This is a genomic window from Laceyella putida (assembly GCF_042665195.1).
GTDB classification, from domain to species: domain Bacteria; phylum Bacillota; class Bacilli; order Thermoactinomycetales; family Thermoactinomycetaceae; genus Laceyella; species Laceyella putida.
The window spans coordinates 1-20,595 of record NZ_JBHTBW010000021.1 but is presented as its reverse complement, the minus strand read 5'-3'; the positions used below and the strand labels follow the sequence as shown (position 1 = coordinate 20,595).

The window sequence follows — 20,595 nt, the reverse complement described above, 5'->3', positions numbered from 1 at the left end:
TCAAATGATGTGGCCTTTTCCGTTCCCGTAGGAATCGGGAACGGAAAAGGCCATGGCTCACCGCACTATGTCCACGTCCGTACACTTTCCCCCTCAATCAGTTGAAAAGGGGACACTTGCAATAGTGGAATTTCTTCTTCGTTCATCATTCTGATGACGCTTGCCGCCGCTTTCTTGCCCACCTCTTTGTACTCAAACCGAACCGTGGTCAAGCTCGGATGGACCACTCCAGAAATATCATAGCCGCCAAACCCCGTCACCGATACATCCGCCGGAATGGACAATCCTTCCCGCAAAATGGCTTTCATCGCCCCAAACGCGATGTTGTCCGTTGCGCAAACAATCACCGTCGGACGGTATTCATCCATGATCCGCTTGGTCTCTTCCATGGCCTCTTCCATGGCGAAACTGGTCTCATAATATCTGACTTCGCTGGGATTTCCCTGTCGCACCGCCCGCCGGAACCCATCTCTCCGCTTCACTCCAACGGCGATATCTTTTTCCGTCACGCCCAAATAGGCAATTCGCCTATGCCCTTTGCCAACAACATGTTTCCCCATCATCCAGCCCGCTTGATCATCGTCATGCACCAAACAATGCAACCCTTCCCATTGCTGCCCCACAATCAAGACCGGCAATCCGATCTCGTTGATGATTTCTTTGTGTCTTGTGGTCATCTCCGTCGCAAGCAAAATGATGCCACCCACTTTTTGCCGCGCAAATGAATAAAGGTATTCCCATTCACGCTCGACATGCCGCCCGGTATGGGCGATAAACAGATTGCAATGTTGTCGTTTCAATTCTTCATCTATTCCAATCAAGGTTTTGGAAGTGGCATAGGAGTCAAGCCGCGGGGCGATCACCCCGATGAAATTGGTTCTCTTCGCTTTTAAGCTTTGCGCAAACGCGTTGGGTTCGTAGTTTGTCTCTTCAATCACTTTTTTGATTTTGCGTTTGGTGGCATCGCTCACATAACCGCCATTCAAATAGCGGGAAACGGTGCTTTTGGCCACACCGGCCAAAGCCGCAATGTCATCTATGTTTTTCTTCATCGCCACTCTCCTCCTTTCAACCCCATCCCACTTTCAAACGGTTGCGATTTTCATTCATTGCCATTCTTTCCTTTTTCTATCCTCCACTATAGGCCACTTCCCCATTCACCACGGTCCACAAGGTCTCGGCCGCCAACCATTCTTCCGCCGGGCACGTTAAAATGTCGCGGTCATACACGGTAAGGTCGGCCCACCGGCCCACCGCAATCAGGCCCCGTTCGTTTTCTTGCCCTTCCGCATAGGCGCTTCCTTGGGTGAATAATCGCATGGCTTCAAGGGGGCGCAGTTTTTGTTCGGGCAGGTACCCTGGATGGTCGCTTGGCTCTTCCAGTCGTCGCCGGGTCACGGCTGCGTGCAATCCCAACAGCGGATGAAGCGGCTCGATCGGGGAATCGCTTCCCGCCGCACAGGGAATGCCCGCTTGGAGCAAGGTTTTCCAAGCATAGGCATAGGTGATCCGCCGTTCACCCACCCGTTCCAACACCCACGGAAAATCGCTGGCCACAAACCGCGGCTGAATATCCACAACCACATCAAGCCGCTGGAGCCGCGAGATCAGATCCGCCCGCAAAAACTGGCCATGGATGAGGCGATGGCGCAGGGCATTCCCTTGAACGGGAACCTGCTCCATCGTCGCAATCACCCGCGCCGCCGCTTCATCGCCAATGGCATGAACGGCAATCGGCCGTCCGAAAGAGGCGGCTTGGAGCGCCAATTCCTTTAACTCCGCCAGCTCATGGATCGCCACCCCCACCTGGTGCGGATCATCGGCATAGGGTTCTGACAACAGCGCGGTTCTCCCCCCAATCGAACCGTCGGCAAACATTTTCACGGCGCCCAAGCTGAACCAAGGATCCGGCGCCAACTCCTCCGCCGCCAGCTCACGGAGCCCGTTCAGATACGGGTGATACAACAAGTGGTGCGTGCGGAACTTCACCCCTTCGTCCACCAATTCGCGATAGATGCGAATCAACTCCGCGATATTTCCGATATACCGCAAATCTTCGCTGTGTCCTCCCGTCAATCCGCTGGCCAGCGCCAATCGCATCGCTTGGCGAATCGTTTCTTTCTTTTCCTGGTAAGAGGGGACGGGGTGCGCGCCATAAAATGGTTGGGAAGCTTGTTCATACACCCATCCATTCAGGCGGCCCGCCGCATCCCGCCCAAACAGGCCGTCTTCCGGATCGTCCGTTCCCTCTGTGACCCCCGCCGCCGCATATGCGGCCGAATTGACGAGGTAAGCATGGAAGCAGACCCTGGCCAGGAACACGGGATGATAAGGACTGGCTTCATCCAACTCCCTTAAAGAGGGAACCCCACCGTGCAAGCGGTGTTCATCCCAACCCATGCCCAAAATCCACTCCCCCTCTTTGGCTTGGGCCACCTGCGCCTTGATCGCCCGCAGCATCTCCGTTTTGCTTTGACACGGTCCCAGGTCCAACCACCTTAACCGCTGCCCCACTCCGGACAAATGCAGATGGCTGTCGATGAAGCCCGGATAAACATATCCGCCCTGCAAGTCCACCTTGTTCACGTGCGCACGGCCATGATCCAGCAAGATTTGTTCGGTGCCGCCCACTGCTGCGATGCGCCCCCGTTCCACCACCAGTGCTTCGGCGCGGGGCTGGGCCGGATTCAATGTCGTGATCCGCCCATGATAATAAATCGTTTTGTCAGTCATGCCTTCTCATCTCCTCCCACCGCGATTGGAAACATTTCACTCTACTTTCCGAACATACATTTGCATATAATAAAAACAAAGAAAACATACGTTCGTACAACGGAGTGACAAGGATGGAATCGACGGTGTTTCTCATTGACATGCAATCTTTCTATGCCAGCATTGAAAAAGCCTTGCAACCACGATTTCAAGATCGCCCCCTCGTTGTCTCAGGCGATCCTGAACGGCGCAGTGGCGTCATCCTCGCCGCTTGTCCGCTCGCCAAATCATATGGGATCAAAAACGCCATTACCTTGAGGGAAGCGGAAGAACGCTGCCCCGGTTTGGTCGTTGTCCGGCCACGGATGGCGCTTTATCTGCAAGCGTCGTTACGGATCACGGAGATTTTGGGCCGATTTAGCGACTTGGTTGAACCTTATTCCATTGATGAGCAATTCATCTCCATCCGGGGATGCGAAGCCTTGTTCGGGCCTCCACGCGAGATCGCCCGCAAAATCCAACAAACGATTGCCCTCCAGCTCGGCCTGCATGCCCGCGTCGGCATCGGCCCCAATAAAGTATTGAGCAAAATGGCTTGCGACAACTTTGCCAAAAAGAGCGAGCATGGCCTGTTTGAACTGACCCAAGACAATTTGAAAACCCATCTCTGGCCATTGCCCGTCGAAAAAATGTTTGGTGTCGGCAAGCGAATGGGACGCCACCTGCGTCGCATGGGAATCACGACCATTGGCGATCTCGCCCGTTGCCCGCTGGTCCGCCTGCAAAAGCGCTGGGGAGTGAACGGGCATGTCCTCTGGATGACCGCCAATGGCATCGACCTTTCTCCCGTCCATCCCCATACGTTTCAAAAACAAAAGGCAATTGGGCACCAAATGACCTTGCCGCGCGACTACCGCACCGAAGAAGAGATTCGTGTCGTCTTATTGGAACTGTGCGAGGAAGTATGCCGGCGCACACGCCAACAACGGCAGGTTGGGCTAACGATTAGTGTCGGTTGCCGCGGAGCCGACTTCGACTTCCCCACCGGCTTCCATCGGCAATACACGATGCCGGAAGCAACCAATCACACGATGACCGTCTTTCATTATGCATGGGCGTTGTTTACCCGCTTTTGGGACGGTCAACCGATTCGCTCCCTCGGCATCAGCCTGGGCAATCTGGCCGATGATCAGCCGATGCAGCTCAGCTTGTTTGAAAATGATGATAAAAAACACCGTTTGGGCTATGTCATGGATAAAATCAACCAACGCTTCGGCCCGACCGCCATTTTGCGTGCCGCTTCCCTGACGCGAGCCGGGCAGGCTCTTGAACGGGCGCAAAAAATAGGAGGTCATTATCGATGAGTCAATCTTTGTATCGGCACAATCTGCTGTGGGAGGGAAGTCGGATGTTTCTGCCCGAACACCGCACGGCTCTGTTAAAACAACAGCAGGCGGAAGAATTTGCTTTCCCCCTGTTGGACGAAGACCAGCTCGCCGAGATGAACCGCCTTTTGTTGGAGGCGGTGGATGGCGACTTTCCCCTGCTCGTGCGCTACGTCCATCACCATCGCCCTTGTGAGCGGTGCGGCTTCGTGCAAAAGATCAACCCGCACGAACGCTGGATACGGTTGGCTAACGGACGCGAAACGGTCACCATCGCCGTCTCCGCCATCTATGCGATCGAGAAAATGGCGGACGGGGATGATGTGTGAGCCGTTTTGAGTTATGCTTTATTTGCAATCAAACCGAAGGAGGGTTCCCCGTGTTACTTAAATGGATCACTTGCGCCGTTCCGCCCCAAACCAGAGAAGCCTTTAGCGAAGCCCAAGCCAAATGGGCTCCCCTCCGCACCGCGCCCGGATTTCATGGCCAACTAGGTGGATGGAGCCATCCCGATCCCACCCATGCCCATTTGCTCGCCTTTTGGCAAGATCAAGCCCATTATGACTATTTCATGCGACATTTGCACGACCCCCTGTACGAACAAACAGGGCAAGCCGGCACCTATTCCGGCATCGCGGTCACACACCTGGCGGCCAAAATCGATCCCGCCCTGCTTCCGACCCTGCTGGCCCAAACCTGGCTCCTCGTCACTGAGCCAGATCAACCTTCCGTCCGCGCTTCCTCTCCTGTCCTCACGCTAACCGGCACAGGTTCCACCCCGCTCCGCTTTGCGTGGGCAACCGAGCGGCCCGATCCGGCGGAAACCCCAAGCACCCGCTCCACCCTCGTCCGGTTGAAACAAGAGTGGCTCATTCCGGGACAGGGTTAGGGAAAATTCCGCAGGCGAGAAGGCGGCTCGAGCTCCTAAGCGGCGGCTCTTGCCCCTTCCGCTTCCGCCGTCACTTGCGCCCGGATAAACCAGACAATCCCCCCGATGGACAACAACCCGCCAACCACTTGGGACAAGGTGACCGATTCGCCGAGGAGCAGAGCAGCCAACAACACCGTCCCCACCGGCTCACCCAAAATCGCCATCTGAATCGTCACCGCTTTGACAAACTTCAGCAACCAGTTAAACAAAAGGTGGCCAAACACGGTGGGGACAACCGCCAACAGGATAAAAATGCCCCATTCTTTGGCCGGATAAGCAAACAAAGGAACATCAGCGAACCCATTATACCCGGCCAGCACCAAAGACGCGATGACAAACACGACAAAGCTGTAAACCGTCGAAGAAACGCGTTGCCGCAAGTTTTGCCCCAAGAGCATGTGGACGGCAACGGTAAGCGCGCCAAAGAATGATAAAGCATCTCCCCACAAGGCCGTCCGTCCCCAAGCGAAATCTCCCCCCACGACGAGGGCCGTGCCGATCAAAGCCAATCCCATTCCCCCAAACGCGCGGGCCGGATATTTCTCTTTGAACACAAGTTTTGCTCCCCACGCCACAAAGAGGGGGGTCAGGTTGAGGAAAATCATCGCACTGGCCACGGACGTGTAATGGAACGACGACATCCACCCCAAAAAATGCAAGCTCAAAAAAAGACCCGACGCGCATAGACGGACCCAATCGCCCCCTGTCAAGCGCACCAGTTCCTGCCGTTCCCGCCACACCCAAGGTAGCATCAGCACCGCCGTCAACCATAACCGATGCATCGCCAGAACACCGGCGGGCGCGGATGACCACTTAATGAAAATCCCTGAAAAAGAGACCGCCACCACTCCCAGTGCAAGCAATAAGAAAATGACTGTCCGTGATGGATTCATTGCTTCACCTTCTCGTCAGTAATGAAAATTTCACGTTTATGTATAACCATATTATAATGAAGCAGCGGTCATTGAATATCATCAACCTTCTACATGCGGAAGAGAAATCCAGCAATTATAACTGAATCCCAACCATAATCATCTTCAGGCCTCTCATCTGCCGAACCTATTGTATTTCCCCACAAAAAAGCGCCAGAGCAAAGGTATCCCCTTCCTCTGACGCGATATCTCATCCCTTAACCCTTCCGCAAGGCGTTGCGCTCCCGCACCAATGCCTGAAACCGGCGTTCCAATGCCGCCACATCCTCACCCGGTCGCGGAACACTCAGGCGCCCCAACACTTCCGTCAACTCGTTTTCGATCCGCAACAACGCTTCGGCGCGGTGGTTTTTATCCAATATGGCCGGTTGTTTCTTCCTTTGCTCATACGCCCCATAAGTTCCGGGGAAATAAGTCACTTGCCCCTTTTCGATGATCACCAAGTGCTCAGCCACTTGCTTAAGCAAATGCCGATCATGCGAAGCGAACAACAGCGTGCCCGGATAACTCTTGAGCACCCGTTCCAATTCCTCGCGCGCAAACACATCCAAGAAGTTGGTCGGCTCATCCAACACCAACACATTGGCTTCGCTTAAGAACACTTTGGCCAAGGCCGCCTTCACCCGCTCACCGCCGCTCAACACGCCAACCGGCTTATGCACCTCTTCGCGTCGAAACAACAGCCGGGCCAACACGGTGCGAATCAGGGTCTCATCATAGTGGCTGGAAGCCTTCACATTGTCCAAAATCGACTTCTCTTCATCCAACACCGCCAATTGTTGTTCAAAAAAACCGATCTCGGCGGCGGGTGCCCATGAGACGCCGGGTGCTCCCGTGACCAATAGCTGCAAGAGCGTCGATTTGCCGGCGCCATTGGGCCCGATCACGCCCACCTTCTTCCCCGTCGGAATGGCGCAACAGACCGGCGCAAACACGCCCGGTTTCCCCACCTGTTCCAATTGCACCGCCCACTTGCTGGCGATGGGTCGGTAATAGCGCGCATCAAATTGCACTTGCGGCAGCTCAAGCGGCTTTTCTTTCTCTTCCAAGCGGGCCAGCCGCGATTCGATCGCTTTGGCGCGCTTGGCCACATTCGCTTGCTTCGTGGCCCTGTAAGGCTTTTCCATGCGGGCTTCGGTGCCCATGCCCTTCGGCGCTTTCATCATCCCCCGCGCCCGTTCTTTCACTTCACGCATCGCCGACTCCAACCGCTTCTTCTCGGCCGCGTATCGCTCATACTCCGCTTGGGCAAACCTCTGCCGGGCCTCTTTTTCCGCGCGGTAGAAAGAATAATTGCCCGGATACAGTGTGCAAACTCCCTGTTCGATCTCAAGGATCTTATCGCACACCGTATCCAACAACGCCCGGTCATGCGAAATCAGCAATAAGGCGCGATCCGTCGCCGACAATTCTTTTTCCAGCCACTTGACCGCCGCCAAATCGAGATGGGACGTTGGTTCATCCGCCAACAAAATCGACGCTTGCTGGGAAAACGCCTGCCTGATCTGCTCCCGCACCTGTTCCCCCCCCGCTAATCGGCGCGTCGGACCGGCTTACCAACTGCTTAATCCAGGCCACAGAACCGCGCCGCACGATCCGCCCGTCATCAACCGGTTCTTCCCCTGCCAATGTACGCAAGAGCGTCGTCTTTCCGGCGCCGTTCAGGCCAACGATGCCGATTTTTTCGCCAGCCTGCACCTTTAACTCATCCAACGCAAACAACAGTCGTCCACCCAACCACTTTTTCACTGTCTGCGCTTCCAATAAAAACATAAAAAATCCTCCCTTTTTCCAGAGAGGATTCCATACCCACTATCCGTCAAACGGCATGCGCAAAACACCTCTTTCTGGCACCAAGTCAGTGGGTGCGCAGAGGGAGGGCCGTGTTGAACGAAAAATGGACAGACGAATCCCGCTCTGGAAACCTGAATCATTAATTGATGATGGGTTTCGTTTAGCGAGATTCATTGTCCATTGTTCGCAGTACCGTTCCTTTCCCGATATGTTGCCTTTATTATATGCCCAAAAATATTTTTCAGTCAACGTCCCTTTCCCGAACCGGAACACTATAACACGCGCCGCATCACCTTAATCGACCCGTCTTCGCGTTCCGCTTGGAAATTGAGCCGTTCATATAAGCCCAACACGGGATTGTCCTTATGCACGGCAACCGACAACGCACGGAAACCTTCCATGCGGGCTTGATTGACCAAGCGGGTAATCAGGTAACGACCAATTCCCTGATTGCGGTAATCGGGTGATACGGCTGCAATCATCTCCGGGGTTTTCTCATCAACAAAAGCAAGCCCCGGGTTCTTCTCTGTGAATTGACGGAACCACACCGCTCCGATTGGCTTTTTTTCTTGCTTCAATAAAACGATAAAGCCAATATCCACCCGTTTCCCCCAGTCCTCCAGATATTTATTCATATTGTGTTCGCGCTCATCCCCGGAAAACTCCATCGCCAACTCCAAGAATTCTTTTAACAGAGGTGCATCAGCAGGTTTAATCGTGCGAAAAACGAGTTCCATGTCATGTTCATCCCTTTCATGTAATTGCGCCCAACCAACCTCTAATAGAATAATAAGTAATTTCATTCGACTTTTATATCGATTAAACCTGCTAAACATTTATAAAACGTAGAAAAATACCTGTCACCGGTAGGCTAGACGCTTTCCTGCATCGGCATGAACTGCTTCTGTCCCGAGGGACCTGACCAAAACCGGGCAACGACCATGGCGAGCAATATCGCCGCGACAAACCGGATCAAGAGGAGATAAATCACGGGAATCCCCAGCGGAACAAAGATGACCGTATCTTCAATCACCGCATGGCAAGCCGCCAAAAAGATCATGATCAGGGTAATGTCGCGCTTGGAAAAGTTTTGCTCCTCCGCTTCTTGGATAATCAGGCCCGCCCCCATGAACAAACCGGCGAACAGGCCCGTGGCCATCGCAATCGATCCGTGCGGGGCAATCGATAAAGGCTTGAGAAAAGGCATGATTCCTTTTGCCACCCGATCCAGAAAACCGATATCCTTCAAGGCCTGCAATCCGAGCATCAAAGGAAGCACGATGACCACCAGTTGCAACACCCCTTTGGCCGCCACGTACAGGGCCGTGAGCAAAATATCCCCCCAACCGCCCGCATGGGCAGCTTGCTCTGCCAATGACACGGCGCCGTGCCTGATGACCTCTTCCCCTCCATGCCACACCCAATGAATGAGCAAGGCGCTTATCACAGCCAATCCCATCCGCACCAACACCACAATCCAAGTCGATACGCCTACGCGCCGGCAGAGCGCCGATTCAATAAACATGTTGTGTGAGAAACTGAGCATGATCGCCAAGATAAACGCTTGCTTTACTGTCAAATCAATCGCTGATAGCGCGCCCAACGCCGCATAGAGATTCAGCACATTGCCCAACACCAGCGGAATGGCCGCTTCCCCACTCAGTCCGAAGAAAGACATCAAGGGGGTGATGAGCTCAGTCAACCACCCCAATACCGGCGTCTGCTTGGCCACTTGAACGGCAAACGCAATCGGGAACACGATTTTGCTCAACGTAAGTGAGGTTTTGATGCCCGATTGCCACCCTTTTCTCCAATCAATCATTCGGTTCAATCTCTCCCACCCGCCTTTTCTGTATGGAAATGAAATAGATTTGAGTTTGCTAACAGGCAAAAATCTCTCCTCTAAGATTTGATCCTATCCTTCCACAAGCTCACAAACCGTTTCCACATGCGCCGTCTGCGGAAACATGTCCAACGGCACAACATTGGCGATACGGTAACCGCTCTTTAACAGCAGGGCGCAATCTTTGGCCAATGTGGCCGGATTGCATGAAACATACACGATCCGCGGCACTTTGACCCGCAGCAATGTATCAAGCAATGGTTGACCCAACCCTGTGCGCGGCGGGTCTACTACAATCACATCCGGTCGCAATCCTTCCTTGATCCATTTGGGCAACAGCGTTTCCGCCTCACCAACATGGTATTCAGCGTGGGTAATCCCGTTTAACTCCGCATTTTCCTTGGCATCGGCGATCGCTTCGGGAACCGTGTCCATTCCGATGACGCGCTTCGCCCCCTGCGCCAGCCACAGGCCGATCGTCCCCACACCGCAATAAGCGTCAATCACCGTCTCGCGGCCCGTCAGATGGGCCGCTTCCTTGACGGTCTCGTATAGTTTGATCGTCTGGATGGGATTCAATTGAAAGAACGCACGGGCCGATAACAGATAAGTCAACTCGCCCAATCGTTCAGTCAACTTTTCCTGGCCCCATAAGAGCCGGCTTTCCGTGCCAAACACGAGAGACGTTTTCGCCGGATTGTAGTTTAACACCACACTTTTCACTTGAGGCAGTCGTTTCGTCACTTCCCGCACAAAGGCTTCTTCCTCAGGAAATGTTTTCGTCCGCGTGACAAGCACTAATTGCACCTCTTCCATGGCAAAAGCAATCCGTCCCACTAGATGCCTTAACGTGCCCCGATGTTTCCGCTCGTCGTAAATGTCTATTCCCAACTCTTCCACAATCCGTCTCGCTTCACTTAACGTTTGGTTAAGGAGGGGATGTTGGACCATGCATTCACTCACATCCACCAAGCGGTGAGAAGCGGCGGAAAACATCCCCATGGCCACTTGGGTGCCAATCTGCCGCAATGGGAGTTGCGCCTTGTTGCGGTAGGACCACGGCTCATCCATCGTAATCGTCTCCCTGATCGGCAGGTCCCTCAAGCCGGCGTATCGGGCAAAGCTCTCCGCGACCAACTCCCGTTTTAAGCGTTTCTGCATCCGCCGGTCAATATGTTGCAATTGGCACCCGCCACACTCCCGATACACCGGACAGGGCGGTTCCACCCGATAAGCCGATTTTTTCTTTACCTTTAACAGTTTGGCTTTGGCAAACTTGGTTTCCACCTGCGTTACCCGAGCCACAACCGTTTCACCCGGCACCGCGCCTTCCACAAAGACCACTTGCTTTTGATAGTGACCCATGCCTTCCCCATTGATGCCAATCCGGCGGATCGGGACTTCGATCACCTCTCCCCGTTTCAGGCGAATCTGTTTTCCTTGTTTGGTCGACTTGTTCATCCAACGTTTTCCTTTCCTTCTGATAGGTCCACTAAATCTATTGTACCCGAAATAATTTTTAAGCGCAGGAAAAAGGAATGTTCATTGGTAATATGGTGTTACCATCCTGACAGATGGAATCATCCCACACAGTCGTCCCTAAAAAAGACGGCCACCCAAGGCGCCGCCTTTTTGCTAACACTTATTTCACCCCAGCCGCCGCCTTCGCGAACGGAACCACATCTGCGGCGAAAAGCGCTTCGCCACCCAGCACAGGGCGATTGATCACTCGCGTCGTCTGCCAGCCCAACTCTTTAAACAGCTCGCTTTCTCCATCTTTCTCCAACCCCCTGGCGATAAAAGCCAACCAAGTGGTCTCTTCCTCCCGCTTCGTTTCCCATGCGTATACGGCCACGCCGGCCTTCTTCAAACGTTCGATCGCTTTGGTCGCCGACCCCTGAAGCGAAGAAATCTCCAAGAAATGAAAGCGGAGGCCGCCTTCGCTCGCCCCATCCAACAATGGACATCGCACAGCCTTGGTTAAGGATTGTCCCGACACCCGCCCCAAATTGCACAAGTCTTCCACCACGGCACTGGCTGTTGGCTTCTCACCGGCCCCTTGTCCAATCAAAGTCAGGTCTTGGATAAAGTCCCCTTCAACGTGGACCGCATTGTACACATCATTCACGCTCGCCAATGGATGGTTGAGCGGGAGCAAGGTCGGATAAACGCAACACGCTACGGGGCCATTCTCGCCAAATTGCTCAGCGGAAGCGAGCAACTTGATCGCAAATCCCAGCTGATGGGCAAGGGATAATTCGACAGGGGTCACATCCGTGATGCCTTGCCGCTGAATTTCATCCACAGTCACGCACACATCAAAAGAGAGTCGGGACAAGATGGACAACTTATGGGCGGCATCGATTCCCTCCACATCTGCCGTCGGGTCCGCTTCGGCATACCCTTTTTGTTGCGCTTCCGATAATACGTCCTCATAAGTACGACCTTCTTCCTTCATCTTAGTTAAAATAAAGTTGGTCGTTCCATTTAAAATGCCTGAAACCTTGTAAATGCGATTGGCTTTCAAGAAATGGGAAACGGTGCCGATGATCGGAATGCCTCCGCCCACACTGGCTTCATACGACAATTGCACCCCATGCCGCTTCGCCCATTCCCGCAATTCTTCTCCATGGCGAGCCAATAGCTCCTTATTGGCGGAAACAATATGGCACCCTTTTTCCATCGCTTGTCGCAAATAGGTACGGGTTGGCTCCACTCCACCCATCACTTCGATGACCACATCAATCTCACGCGCCAATACATCTTCAAAACGAGACGTCAACAAAGCTTGTACCCCTTCAAGCTGCCGGTCTTTATGGATGTTGCGCACCAAAATCGCCTCAACCGTTACCAACATTCCTGTACGCCTAGCGATCACGTCCTGATTGCTCTGGATCATCTTCCATACTCCAGTCCCTACCGTTCCCAAGCCAAGTAGAGCCACTCGTACCTGTTTCATCCCAATCCCTCCAAATAGGTAATAAATATAAAAAACCCTCTTCTGGATAAGAAGAGGGTTTTTACACGCGGCCAAAACCATTCCCCTTATCTCTCAGTGCCTTCAACATGCACTGCAGGATTTGGCACCTTCCGGTAAATACACACCGAGGTTGCCGGGCTTCATCGGGCCAGTCCCTCCGCCGCTCTTGATAAGAAAAGAAAAACTGTTAATATCAATTTTCCGATATTTTAATACATTATGGTCCAATATAGGAATATTGTCAACATTGAAATGAGACAACTTCCTATATGATCCGATTGCGCAATATGCCCAACCGTTCTATCTCCAGTTCCACCACATCGCCCGGCTGCAGATAAGGATGGATCTCCTCGCCCAATTCCAACAGGCAACCCGTGCCAACCGTTCCCGACCCGATGACATCCCCGGGGACCAGTTCGCACTCCGCCGAAGCCCGTTCAATCATTTGCGCAAAGGTCCAATGCAAATCCTTCACATTCCCCCGGGAAAGCTCTTTTCCGTTGACACGCGCGCTCATTGACAGTGCCCAGTGTTCACCTTCGCGACAATCCTCCAACTCATCCGTTGTCACCAAATAGGGGCCCAGTGATGTGGCAAAGTCTTTTCCTTTCGCCGGTCCGAGGCCGACCGCCATTTCTTGCCGTTGCACATCCCGCGCACTCCAATCATTCATGATCATGAACCCTGCGATATGGGAAAGCGCCTCGCTCCGGGCGATGTTTTTGCCTTTTTTGCCGATGACGCAGGCGATTTCCAATTCATAATCCAATTGTTCGGTATAAGCCGGTTTTTTTAGGGACATCTCCGTTCCAACCACGGCCCGATGGTTGGAAAAATAAAAAACGGGAATCTCATACCATTCGGGCACCATCTTCAACCCCCGCTTTTGGCGGCAGGTCAAAACATGGGCCTCAAACGCGTAAAAATCGCGCAAACTGGTCGGCAACGGAAGGGGCGAAAACAGATCCACCTCTTTTAAACTTAAGGCAACCGGTTCCCCTTCCACCTTCAAATTCAACCAATCTCTCTGCCCCAAAGCGGAATCCAACTGCTGCAAAAAGTGGCGCTCCGATTCACTCCGCTCCAGATAGGTGAGCATATCCGTGGCGAGACGGTAAGGAAAGACGAGGTTTTGCTTCATCTCCAAATACGACTGGGCCAACCCGACGTCGATCACATGGCCGTCCCGCACCCAACCCAAACGCGCCAACACTCCATCCTGTGCCTGAATATTGAGTTCATCCGCTTTAACCATATAGGTAACCAACTTCATCCGCATTTCCCTCCTTCCATTTACAATATTCCAAGGTCGCTCCATTTAGCAAGCGGTTTCACCCCGCCCATGCGTTGCCGGAGCAAAAAGAAAAACAGACTTCGTCACAAAGTCTGTAAAATGGAGGTTTTCGCTTTTAATGTCTCTCTAACGATTTGTTTGCTGGCATCCACCGACATCAACGACTCAAACCGCTCTTTCATCCGCCCCACTTGGATCGGCGAATCGAACAGTTTGGCCACTTGCAAGCGGATGGTGGATGGACGCGTAATCATGGCCACCCGGTGATGCAGGAGATACTGTTGATTCGCTTCTTCCTGCCCTGGGAAGGCCTCAAACAACAGCATGGGCAACCGTTTGGATATCGCTTCGCTAATCGTCAATCCGCCCGGTTTGGTAACCAATAGATCCGCCGCGGACATCCATAAGGGGATATCGGTTCGAAACCCTTCAATCCGTATATGCGGCGCGGTAAACTGCCGGGTCAACCGTTCATGCAGCGTCCGATTCTTGCCCGCCAAAACGACAAACTGCAGATGGGTTAAGCTTTGCAACTCATTCACAATCTGCTCTAATGGACCTAGACCGGTACCTCCGCCCATTATGAGAACCACCGGACGATGGGAAGACAACCCCAACCGACGGCAGGCCTCTTGTTTGGAGACATACTCATAAAAAGACGGATGAACCGGAATTCCCGTTTCAACCAAAGTGAGTCCCGTTTTCCACTGAATCCGCTCAAATTGATCCTGGTTGGGCAACCTTTTGGGGACACACAGGACATGCGGCACCCGCGCGAGCCAAATGGGATGCAACTCATAGTCCGTCACGACCCCCACCGTTGGAATCTGCTCGCATTTGCCTGGACACATGAGCAAACCAAACGGATGGGTGGTTACGATTTTGGTCGGTTCCGTCGCACAGATCAGCTGATTCAGCTTTTTGCGAATGGACCAGCCCATCTTTTCGATCACTTCACTGGAAACATACCGGATGACTTTATTATGATGAGTCCAATCATATAAATAATAGTATAAGGTCGGAAATTTATTTAACATGCCATGATACCCAGATTGCAACAGGGGATGAAAACTGTTTGGAATCAATTGCAGAAGATCGACGACTTCTGCCGTAACAGCTGGCTGTTTATTAAATTCGCTGGCCAAAGCTTTTGCCGCAGCGTTGTGGCCTGTCCCAAATCCCATTGAAAGCAAGAGTATGCGTTCGATGGCACTCCCCTCCTTAACCCATCTATCCCCATTATACTTCGCGCTTCATCCGCATCTATAAATCTAATGATTTCTTAATTAATCTTAACTGACTATTAATACAAGCCAAACCGTCATTTTTGCTTGTCCGCCATCGCACTTTGCGCCATGCGGATCAGCTCTTTCACCATATTTCCACCGATGGCGCCGCCGATTTTGCCGGCGTCTTCCGCTTTCAGCTCGCCATTCCCTTGCTCCTTAAGCGGAATATCCAGTTGCTTGGCTACTTCCATACTTACGTCATCTGGGCTCGTTATATTCGTGCCCAATACCTTGCTCATCACATTCGTCTTGAACAAGTCCATTTCCTGTCTTGCATTTGGAATCAATAACCTGTTTTTTCTTCTGCGTGCCATTGCACCCACCTCCTGTGAAATTAGTTTGCGATAGCACGCAGCCAAATATGAGGGTGAAACCATTTTTTTATTCTACACTTTTTGCTTATCCCACGCAAAAATGCCCACATGCTCTTATGGTATATACCGCATCCCCTTCACCTGCAAACTTAAAATCACTGCTTTCACAACAAAAATGAGGTTTGGAACATGATGCCGTCAGCCCTGGCAAACAAAAAAAGCACAACCTGCTTGTCAGGTTGTGCTTCTGAGGGCAAGGGCCCCGTCATTATCCGCGTGCTGCGAGATAACGCTTGTTCACTTCCTCCCAGTTTACCACGTTCCAGAAAGCGTCGATATAAGCTGGGCGTTTGTTTTGGTATTTGAGGTAGTAAGCGTGCTCCCACACGTCCAGGCCCAGGATGGGGGTAGCGCCTTCCATTAATGGGCTGTCTTGGTTGGGGGTGCTGGTCACTTCCAATTTGCCATTTTTCACAACCAACCATGCCCAACCGCTACCGAAGCGTTTCACTGCCGCATCGGTAAATTGTTGTTTGAAGGCATCAAAGCTGCCGAAGGTGTCTGCAATCGCCTGACCCACTTCACCGGTTGGCTCACCGCCGCCATTGGGGCTCAAGATTTCCCAGAAGAGGGTGTGGTTTGCATGGCCCCCACCGTTGTTGCGAACAGCCGTACGAATGCTTTCTGGCAAAGCATTGAGGTCGGAGATCAATTCTTCCACGGATGCAGCGCTCACTTCATGCCCTTCGAGTGCCGCGTTCAGGTTGTTAACATACGTCGCATGGTGACGGTCATGATGAATCTCCATCGTCTGCGCATCAATATGCGGTTCCAATGCATCAAAAGCGTATGGCAGTGCCGGTAATTCGAATTTTGCCATTGTGAAACCTCCTATGTAAATATGTCAATGGTTGAACTAAGAGCTGTCAACATAGGTTACCCTTTTTTATTATGCAAAAAACTCATAATGTTAGTCAACGAAGTCGCCTAAAAACTTGCGCCTCAGTCGAAAATTTTCGTCAACTCCGTCACATCGTTCAAGATATAATCGGCTTTCAGTTGCACAAATTTTTCCCGCGCCGCTTGCCCCGTCAAGCCGGTTAAAGTGGCCGCGAAGGCGCAGCCCATTTTTTTGGCGGCCAGGTAATCGGCAACGGAATCACCCACAATCAAAATCTCCGCCCCATCAGCCAGTGGCAACGCAAAGTTCAAGCACTCTTCCGCGGTGGAGTCTTTCCCCAAGTACGCTTTGATATAGGTATACGGTTCCGGTTTGCCCAACGGCGCCCGTCCGGGATAGGTTTCCTCCGCGGCGATCACGTCCGTTGCCGTTGCCACATGCGGCTGATCAAACAGTTCAAACAACCCCAGCTCCTTCAGCGGCACTTCCGTCTCGACAAAGGTGCGACCTGTACCGATTCCCACGGTTACCCCTTTGGCCTTAAGACTTTTCAGCATCCGGCCCATCTGTTCAGGGGCGGCGATGGGAATCTCGTTTTGCAGAAATCCCGTTTTTCCGGGCATCCGCACCTCATTCTTTTCGATACGTTTATACAACTCATCCCCCAAATACCATTCTTGATATACGGAATAACCGCATTCCCACAGGGCGCTGTTGCGTGAAAATTGGTTCACTTCCACGCCAAACCAGTTGGAAGCCAGTTCATTAAAGTAAGTGAGCAAGGCCATTTTATCCAGCTGATCCTTACCGGCAAACAAAGTTGGGAACTTCGCGAAATCAGGCACAAACTGTTTGCGCTCTTCGCCCGCCCATGACTTGATCCGGGAAATGGCCTCAGCCGTGATAGGTTGGCCAAGAAACGCCCGCACTTCCGCCTGATGCGTTGGATACAAGTGTTTCAGCAACAGGAGCAGTTGCCCCGCAAAGGCAAGGTATACCATGTCCCAATTGGAATTGAGTCCCCGTGTCTTCATCCAATCCAGCACGCGGTTGTGATCAAACACCTGATCACGAATGGACCGAATGGCTTCCTCCGACGGTTGGACACGATGCTCAGCCTGGGGCAAATCAAGAAAATGGGGCGCATAGAGCATTTCCCATACAGAAAGAGCCGAGGCATCAAAGCATCGCTCTTCGCTCAAAAACACACCATCCACATCAAATAAGACCATCTTATACACCCATGAACCCTCCCACCAAGATCAGATTGGGTGAACCATTGTTCAATTAAGTGATTTCCCTCTGTTATGACATTGATGTTACCATCAATCCTCTCTTAACTTCCAGTCTTTATTGTATCAAAGCGTTACAATTTTACCGCAGCGAGCACTCAAATAATGTATATAGTGATCTTTCATTTATTTTTAAATTATTTTGATTATATAGTCTTCACAGAGAATTAGACATGGAGTATGATCAAAGGAGAGAGATTTGTCAAAATTTGCCCGTCGCGCTTCTTCATCCCAAAGGGGGAGGGAATATGTTGTTTAATAGAAAAACATTTATCAGCACGAGTTTGCTTGTCATGATCGCCCTGTTGGCAACATTCATTATTCCACAGCACAGTTACGCCGCTTCTGTTGACTACAAAATAGAAATCAACAAAAAAACCAATAAGCTGTATCTTTACAAAAATGGAAGCGTAAGCAAAGTATATCCCGTCGCCACCGGGCGCACCAATGATCTCACGCCGGAAGGAACCTGGCCGATAGTGGTCAAGATCAACAAGCCCGGTTGGAAAAACATCCCGGGGGGCCATCCGGACAATCCTCTCGGCGAACGTTGGAATGGTCTCAGCGTTCGCGGTGACCGTGGACGCACCTATGGCATTCACGGGACGAATAATCCCAAATCGATCGGAACGCACGCCTCCAGTGGTTGTGTGCGGATGTACAACAAAGATGTCATCGAACTGTACAACACGATTTATGAAGGCACCCCCGTCTGGATTCATAGCGGCGCAAGCAACAATAAATGGCGCGGCGACAGTCGGGTCGGCCTCAAACCCAAATCGGGCACAGCCACCATCACCGCCAGCAATGTCAACGCCCGTACGGGCCCTTCTACCGGTTCGTTTGTCATCCAAACGCTAAATAAAGGAACCCGCTTGCCGGTAACGGGCATTTCCGGCGATTGGTATCAGTTGAAACTTTCCAATGGCCGTCTCGCTTTTGTTCATAGTCCATACATCCAATACTCAGCCGGGGGGTCCACCACACCTCCCTCTAGTGTTATACCCGCTAGCGGACAGGTGGTCGTTACCGCTTCAGTTGCTAATGTTCGGTCTGCACCAAGCTTAAACGCTTCGGTCATAACCAAAGCGAAACAAGGCGCCAAATTCACTCTGACCGGGATCAGCAGCGAATGGTTTCGCATCAAATTGCAGAATGGATCCACGGCTTACCTGCACCATACCGTAGCCAAGAAAACAACCGCTTCCGCCTCCACGGTGAAAGTGACCGTTAACCTGGCCAATATCCGTTCCACCCCTTCCTTTTCCGGCAAGGTTCTCCAACGCGTAAGCAAGGGAACCGTTCTGACGAAAACGGGAGTGTCCGGCGAATGGGTGCAAATCCGCTTAAAGAGCGGATCGACAGCCTATATTCATCAGTCCTGCGTCTCTTAATGTTCATATCGCGGCGGTTCACTTTATGGCGCTCATTCGGCGCCATATTTTGTTAAATAATAATTCATATTTTAGCTAAAATATAATATTCCGTCCGATCCGTTTTCCTTGTATAGTAAAAAAGAAAAACCTGTTATTGCTTATTTTTGATGAATGTTTGAAGGGGAAACCATACATTTCTTTTCAAAATAAGCTAAAAATGAAGCAAAATCAAAAATATAATTAAAAATATCATAAAGAGAGGTGAAACCCACCTGCTCGTCATATGGCCCGCAGGTGGGAAGAGCTACGGTTAGACATCTTAAATGGTTCGTCCCGACCCTGATCGCCATCACGGTCGCTTTCGGTTTCTTTTACACGACGGCTGGGGCCGCATCCAACTATCAAGTGGAAATCGATAAGACAAACAACAAGTTACACTTATACAAAAACGGCGAACTGAAACAAACGTATCCAGTCGCTACCGGCCGGACAGAAGAACTCACTCCGGAAGGCACCTTTACGATGGTCGTCAAAATCAACAAACCGGGTTGGAAAAACATTCCCGGAGGCGATCCGAATAATCCGCTCGGCGAAAAGTGGTTGGGCTTGAGCGTTAATGGTGATAACGGGCGCACCTATGGAATTCACGGCACCAATAAGCCCGAATCCATTGGGACCCACGCTTCCAGTGGATGTGTGCGCATGAAAAAGGAAGATTTGATCGAACTGTACAATACCATTCCGGAAGGAACGCCTGTATGGATACATAAAGGAGCTTCCACTGGCAAATGGTCTGGTGACCCCTCTTTCGCTGTACAACCGACCCAAGGGAAAGTAAAAGTCACCGTAAACTTGGCCAACGTGCGTACCGGCCCATCGATTGGTGCTTTCATCATCCAACAGGAGAAAACGGGCGTAATCTTGGAACTGACAGGATTCGTTAAAGATTGGTATCAAGTGAAATTGGAAAACGGAAAAATCGGGTACATTCACAATTCGACCGTAACCAAAGTTTCCGGCCAAACAGGGAATTCACCCGTAGCCTCGTTTACTCCTAAAAGCGGAACCATCGTGACGACCGAGAGTGTGGTCAACATCCGTTCCACGCCTTCGCTGAGCGCCCCGATTGTGCAAAAAGTGCAGCAAGGGACGAAAATCACCTTGACGGGTGAGAATAAGGATTGGTTCCGTGTGCAATTGACGACTGGATACACGGCCTATGTCCATAAATCAGTAGCCAAATTGGCCACTCCTTCAACACCGGCGCAGCCGCAAATGGTGACCGTAACAGTGAACCTGGCCAACATCCGCAATGCCCCATCGCAAAAAGCCACCATCATCATGCGTGTGGCCAAAGGGACGAAATTAGAAAAAACAGGGACAAACGGCGAATGGTTTATTGTGAAGTTAAAAGATGGGCGCACTGGATTTATCCACAATTCAGTCGCCCAATAAGATATATCCCCTTCAAAAAAGGAGCCCCCAAAGAGACTGATGCAGAAAGATTACTTAAAAATGATTATTCTACAGTTTTTGGAACCAAAACGGCTCA

19 protein-coding genes and 1 riboswitch are annotated in these 20,595 nt (G+C 51.8%); of the genes, 5 read left to right on the top strand and 14 right to left on the bottom strand.

From position 1 onward, the window contains the following. Positions 1-65 precede the first annotated feature (65 nt). Both ACFQNG_RS08515 and ACFQNG_RS08510 read right to left on the bottom strand, forming a co-directional pair. The gene (locus ACFQNG_RS08515) at positions 66-1,058 is read right to left on the bottom strand and encodes a LacI family DNA-binding transcriptional regulator (protein ID WP_379864493.1); all 993 of its coding nucleotides are present in this window, start codon (positions 1,056-1,058) and stop codon (positions 66-68) included. Positions 1,059-1,128: 70 nt separating this feature from the next. Beyond that, a complete protein-coding gene (locus ACFQNG_RS08510; protein WP_379864492.1) occupies positions 1,129-2,733 on the bottom strand; it encodes an amidohydrolase in 1,605 nt (534 codons plus the stop codon). A gap of 113 nt (positions 2,734-2,846) precedes the next feature. Here ACFQNG_RS08510 and ACFQNG_RS08505 point away from each other — a divergent pair, with 113 nt between their 5' ends. The 3 genes from ACFQNG_RS08505 to ACFQNG_RS08495 are packed head-to-tail and all read left to right on the top strand — an operon-like array spanning position 2,847 to position 4,986. Beyond that, on the top strand, positions 2,847-4,076 hold the full coding sequence (locus tag ACFQNG_RS08505) for a DNA polymerase IV (protein ID WP_379864491.1): 1,230 nt from the start codon (positions 2,847-2,849) through the stop codon (positions 4,074-4,076). Then, positions 4,073-4,426, top strand: a complete 354-nt coding sequence (locus ACFQNG_RS08500; RefSeq protein WP_379864490.1) for a YolD-like family protein — start codon at positions 4,073-4,075, stop codon at positions 4,424-4,426. Before ACFQNG_RS08505 ends, ACFQNG_RS08500 begins: the two co-directional genes overlap by 4 nt. Positions 4,427-4,476: 50 nt before the next feature. Then, on the top strand, positions 4,477-4,986 hold the full coding sequence (locus tag ACFQNG_RS08495) for a YdbC family protein (RefSeq protein ID WP_379864489.1): 510 nt from the start codon (positions 4,477-4,479) through the stop codon (positions 4,984-4,986). A 35-nt stretch (positions 4,987-5,021) separates the two neighbouring features. On the opposite strand, the gene ACFQNG_RS08490 is transcribed toward ACFQNG_RS08495, so the two are convergent. From ACFQNG_RS08490 to ACFQNG_RS08435, 12 genes are all read right to left on the bottom strand, one after another. After that, on the bottom strand, positions 5,022-5,921 hold the full coding sequence (locus tag ACFQNG_RS08490; RefSeq protein WP_379864488.1) for a DMT family transporter: 900 nt from the start codon (positions 5,919-5,921) through the stop codon (positions 5,022-5,024). A 236-nt stretch (positions 5,922-6,157) separates the two neighbouring features. After that, entirely contained in the window at positions 6,158-7,477 is a 1,320-nt protein-coding gene (abc-f, locus tag ACFQNG_RS08485) for a ribosomal protection-like ABC-F family protein (RefSeq protein WP_379864487.1), read from the bottom strand. Continuing rightward, on the bottom strand, positions 7,419-7,733 hold the full coding sequence (locus tag ACFQNG_RS08480) for an ATP-binding cassette domain-containing protein (protein WP_379864486.1): 315 nt from the start codon (positions 7,731-7,733) through the stop codon (positions 7,419-7,421). Before ACFQNG_RS08480 ends, abc-f begins: the two co-directional genes overlap by 59 nt. A 293-nt stretch (positions 7,734-8,026) precedes the next feature. Further along, complete coding sequence (locus ACFQNG_RS08475; protein ID WP_379864485.1) at positions 8,027-8,491, bottom strand: GNAT family N-acetyltransferase; 465 nt, start codon at positions 8,489-8,491, stop codon at positions 8,027-8,029. A 134-nt stretch (positions 8,492-8,625) separates the two neighbouring features. Beyond that, on the bottom strand, positions 8,626-9,576 hold the full coding sequence (locus ACFQNG_RS08470) for a nucleoside recognition domain-containing protein (RefSeq protein WP_379864725.1): 951 nt from the start codon (positions 9,574-9,576) through the stop codon (positions 8,626-8,628). 93 nt (positions 9,577-9,669) lie between these two features. Continuing rightward, entirely contained in the window at positions 9,670-11,058 is a 1,389-nt protein-coding gene (rlmD, locus tag ACFQNG_RS08465) for a 23S rRNA (uracil(1939)-C(5))-methyltransferase RlmD (protein ID WP_379864484.1), read from the bottom strand. A 181-nt stretch (positions 11,059-11,239) separates the two neighbouring features. Then, positions 11,240-12,556 carry a homoserine dehydrogenase gene (locus ACFQNG_RS08460; protein WP_379864483.1) on the bottom strand — a complete coding sequence of 439 codons (1,317 nt, stop codon included), beginning with the start codon at positions 12,554-12,556 and terminating at the stop codon, positions 11,240-11,242. An 83-nt stretch (positions 12,557-12,639) separates the two neighbouring features. Further along, positions 12,640-12,753, bottom strand: a riboswitch (SAM riboswitch). 89 nt (positions 12,754-12,842) lie between these two features. After that, a complete protein-coding gene (locus tag ACFQNG_RS08455) occupies positions 12,843-13,850 on the bottom strand; it encodes a fumarylacetoacetate hydrolase family protein (protein WP_379864482.1) in 1,008 nt (335 codons plus the stop codon). A gap of 104 nt (positions 13,851-13,954) precedes the next feature. Further along, positions 13,955-15,055, bottom strand: a complete 1,101-nt coding sequence (locus ACFQNG_RS08450; protein WP_379864724.1) for an MGDG synthase family glycosyltransferase — start codon at positions 15,053-15,055, stop codon at positions 13,955-13,957. A 137-nt stretch (positions 15,056-15,192) separates the two neighbouring features. Beyond that, the gene (locus tag ACFQNG_RS08445; protein ID WP_379864481.1) at positions 15,193-15,474 is read right to left on the bottom strand and encodes a small, acid-soluble spore protein, alpha/beta type; all 282 of its coding nucleotides are present in this window, start codon (positions 15,472-15,474) and stop codon (positions 15,193-15,195) included. Positions 15,475-15,742: 268 nt separating this feature from the next. Further along, positions 15,743-16,354, bottom strand: a complete 612-nt coding sequence (locus tag ACFQNG_RS08440) for a superoxide dismutase (protein ID WP_379864480.1) — start codon at positions 16,352-16,354, stop codon at positions 15,743-15,745. 122 nt (positions 16,355-16,476) lie between these two features. Beyond that, positions 16,477-17,607, bottom strand: coding sequence for an HAD family hydrolase (locus ACFQNG_RS08435; RefSeq protein WP_379864723.1), 1,131 nt, complete (start codon positions 17,605-17,607; stop codon positions 16,477-16,479). Between the two features lie 308 nt (positions 17,608-17,915). Here ACFQNG_RS08435 and ACFQNG_RS08430 point away from each other — a divergent pair, with 308 nt between their 5' ends. Both ACFQNG_RS08430 and ACFQNG_RS08425 read left to right on the top strand, forming a co-directional pair. Further along, entirely contained in the window at positions 17,916-19,061 is a 1,146-nt protein-coding gene (locus ACFQNG_RS08430) for an SH3 domain-containing protein (RefSeq protein WP_379864479.1), read from the top strand. 276 nt (positions 19,062-19,337) lie between these two features. Then, positions 19,338-20,498 carry an SH3 domain-containing protein gene (locus ACFQNG_RS08425; protein WP_379864478.1) on the top strand — a complete coding sequence of 387 codons (1,161 nt, stop codon included), beginning with the start codon at positions 19,338-19,340 and terminating at the stop codon, positions 20,496-20,498. Positions 20,499-20,595 lie beyond the last annotated feature (97 nt).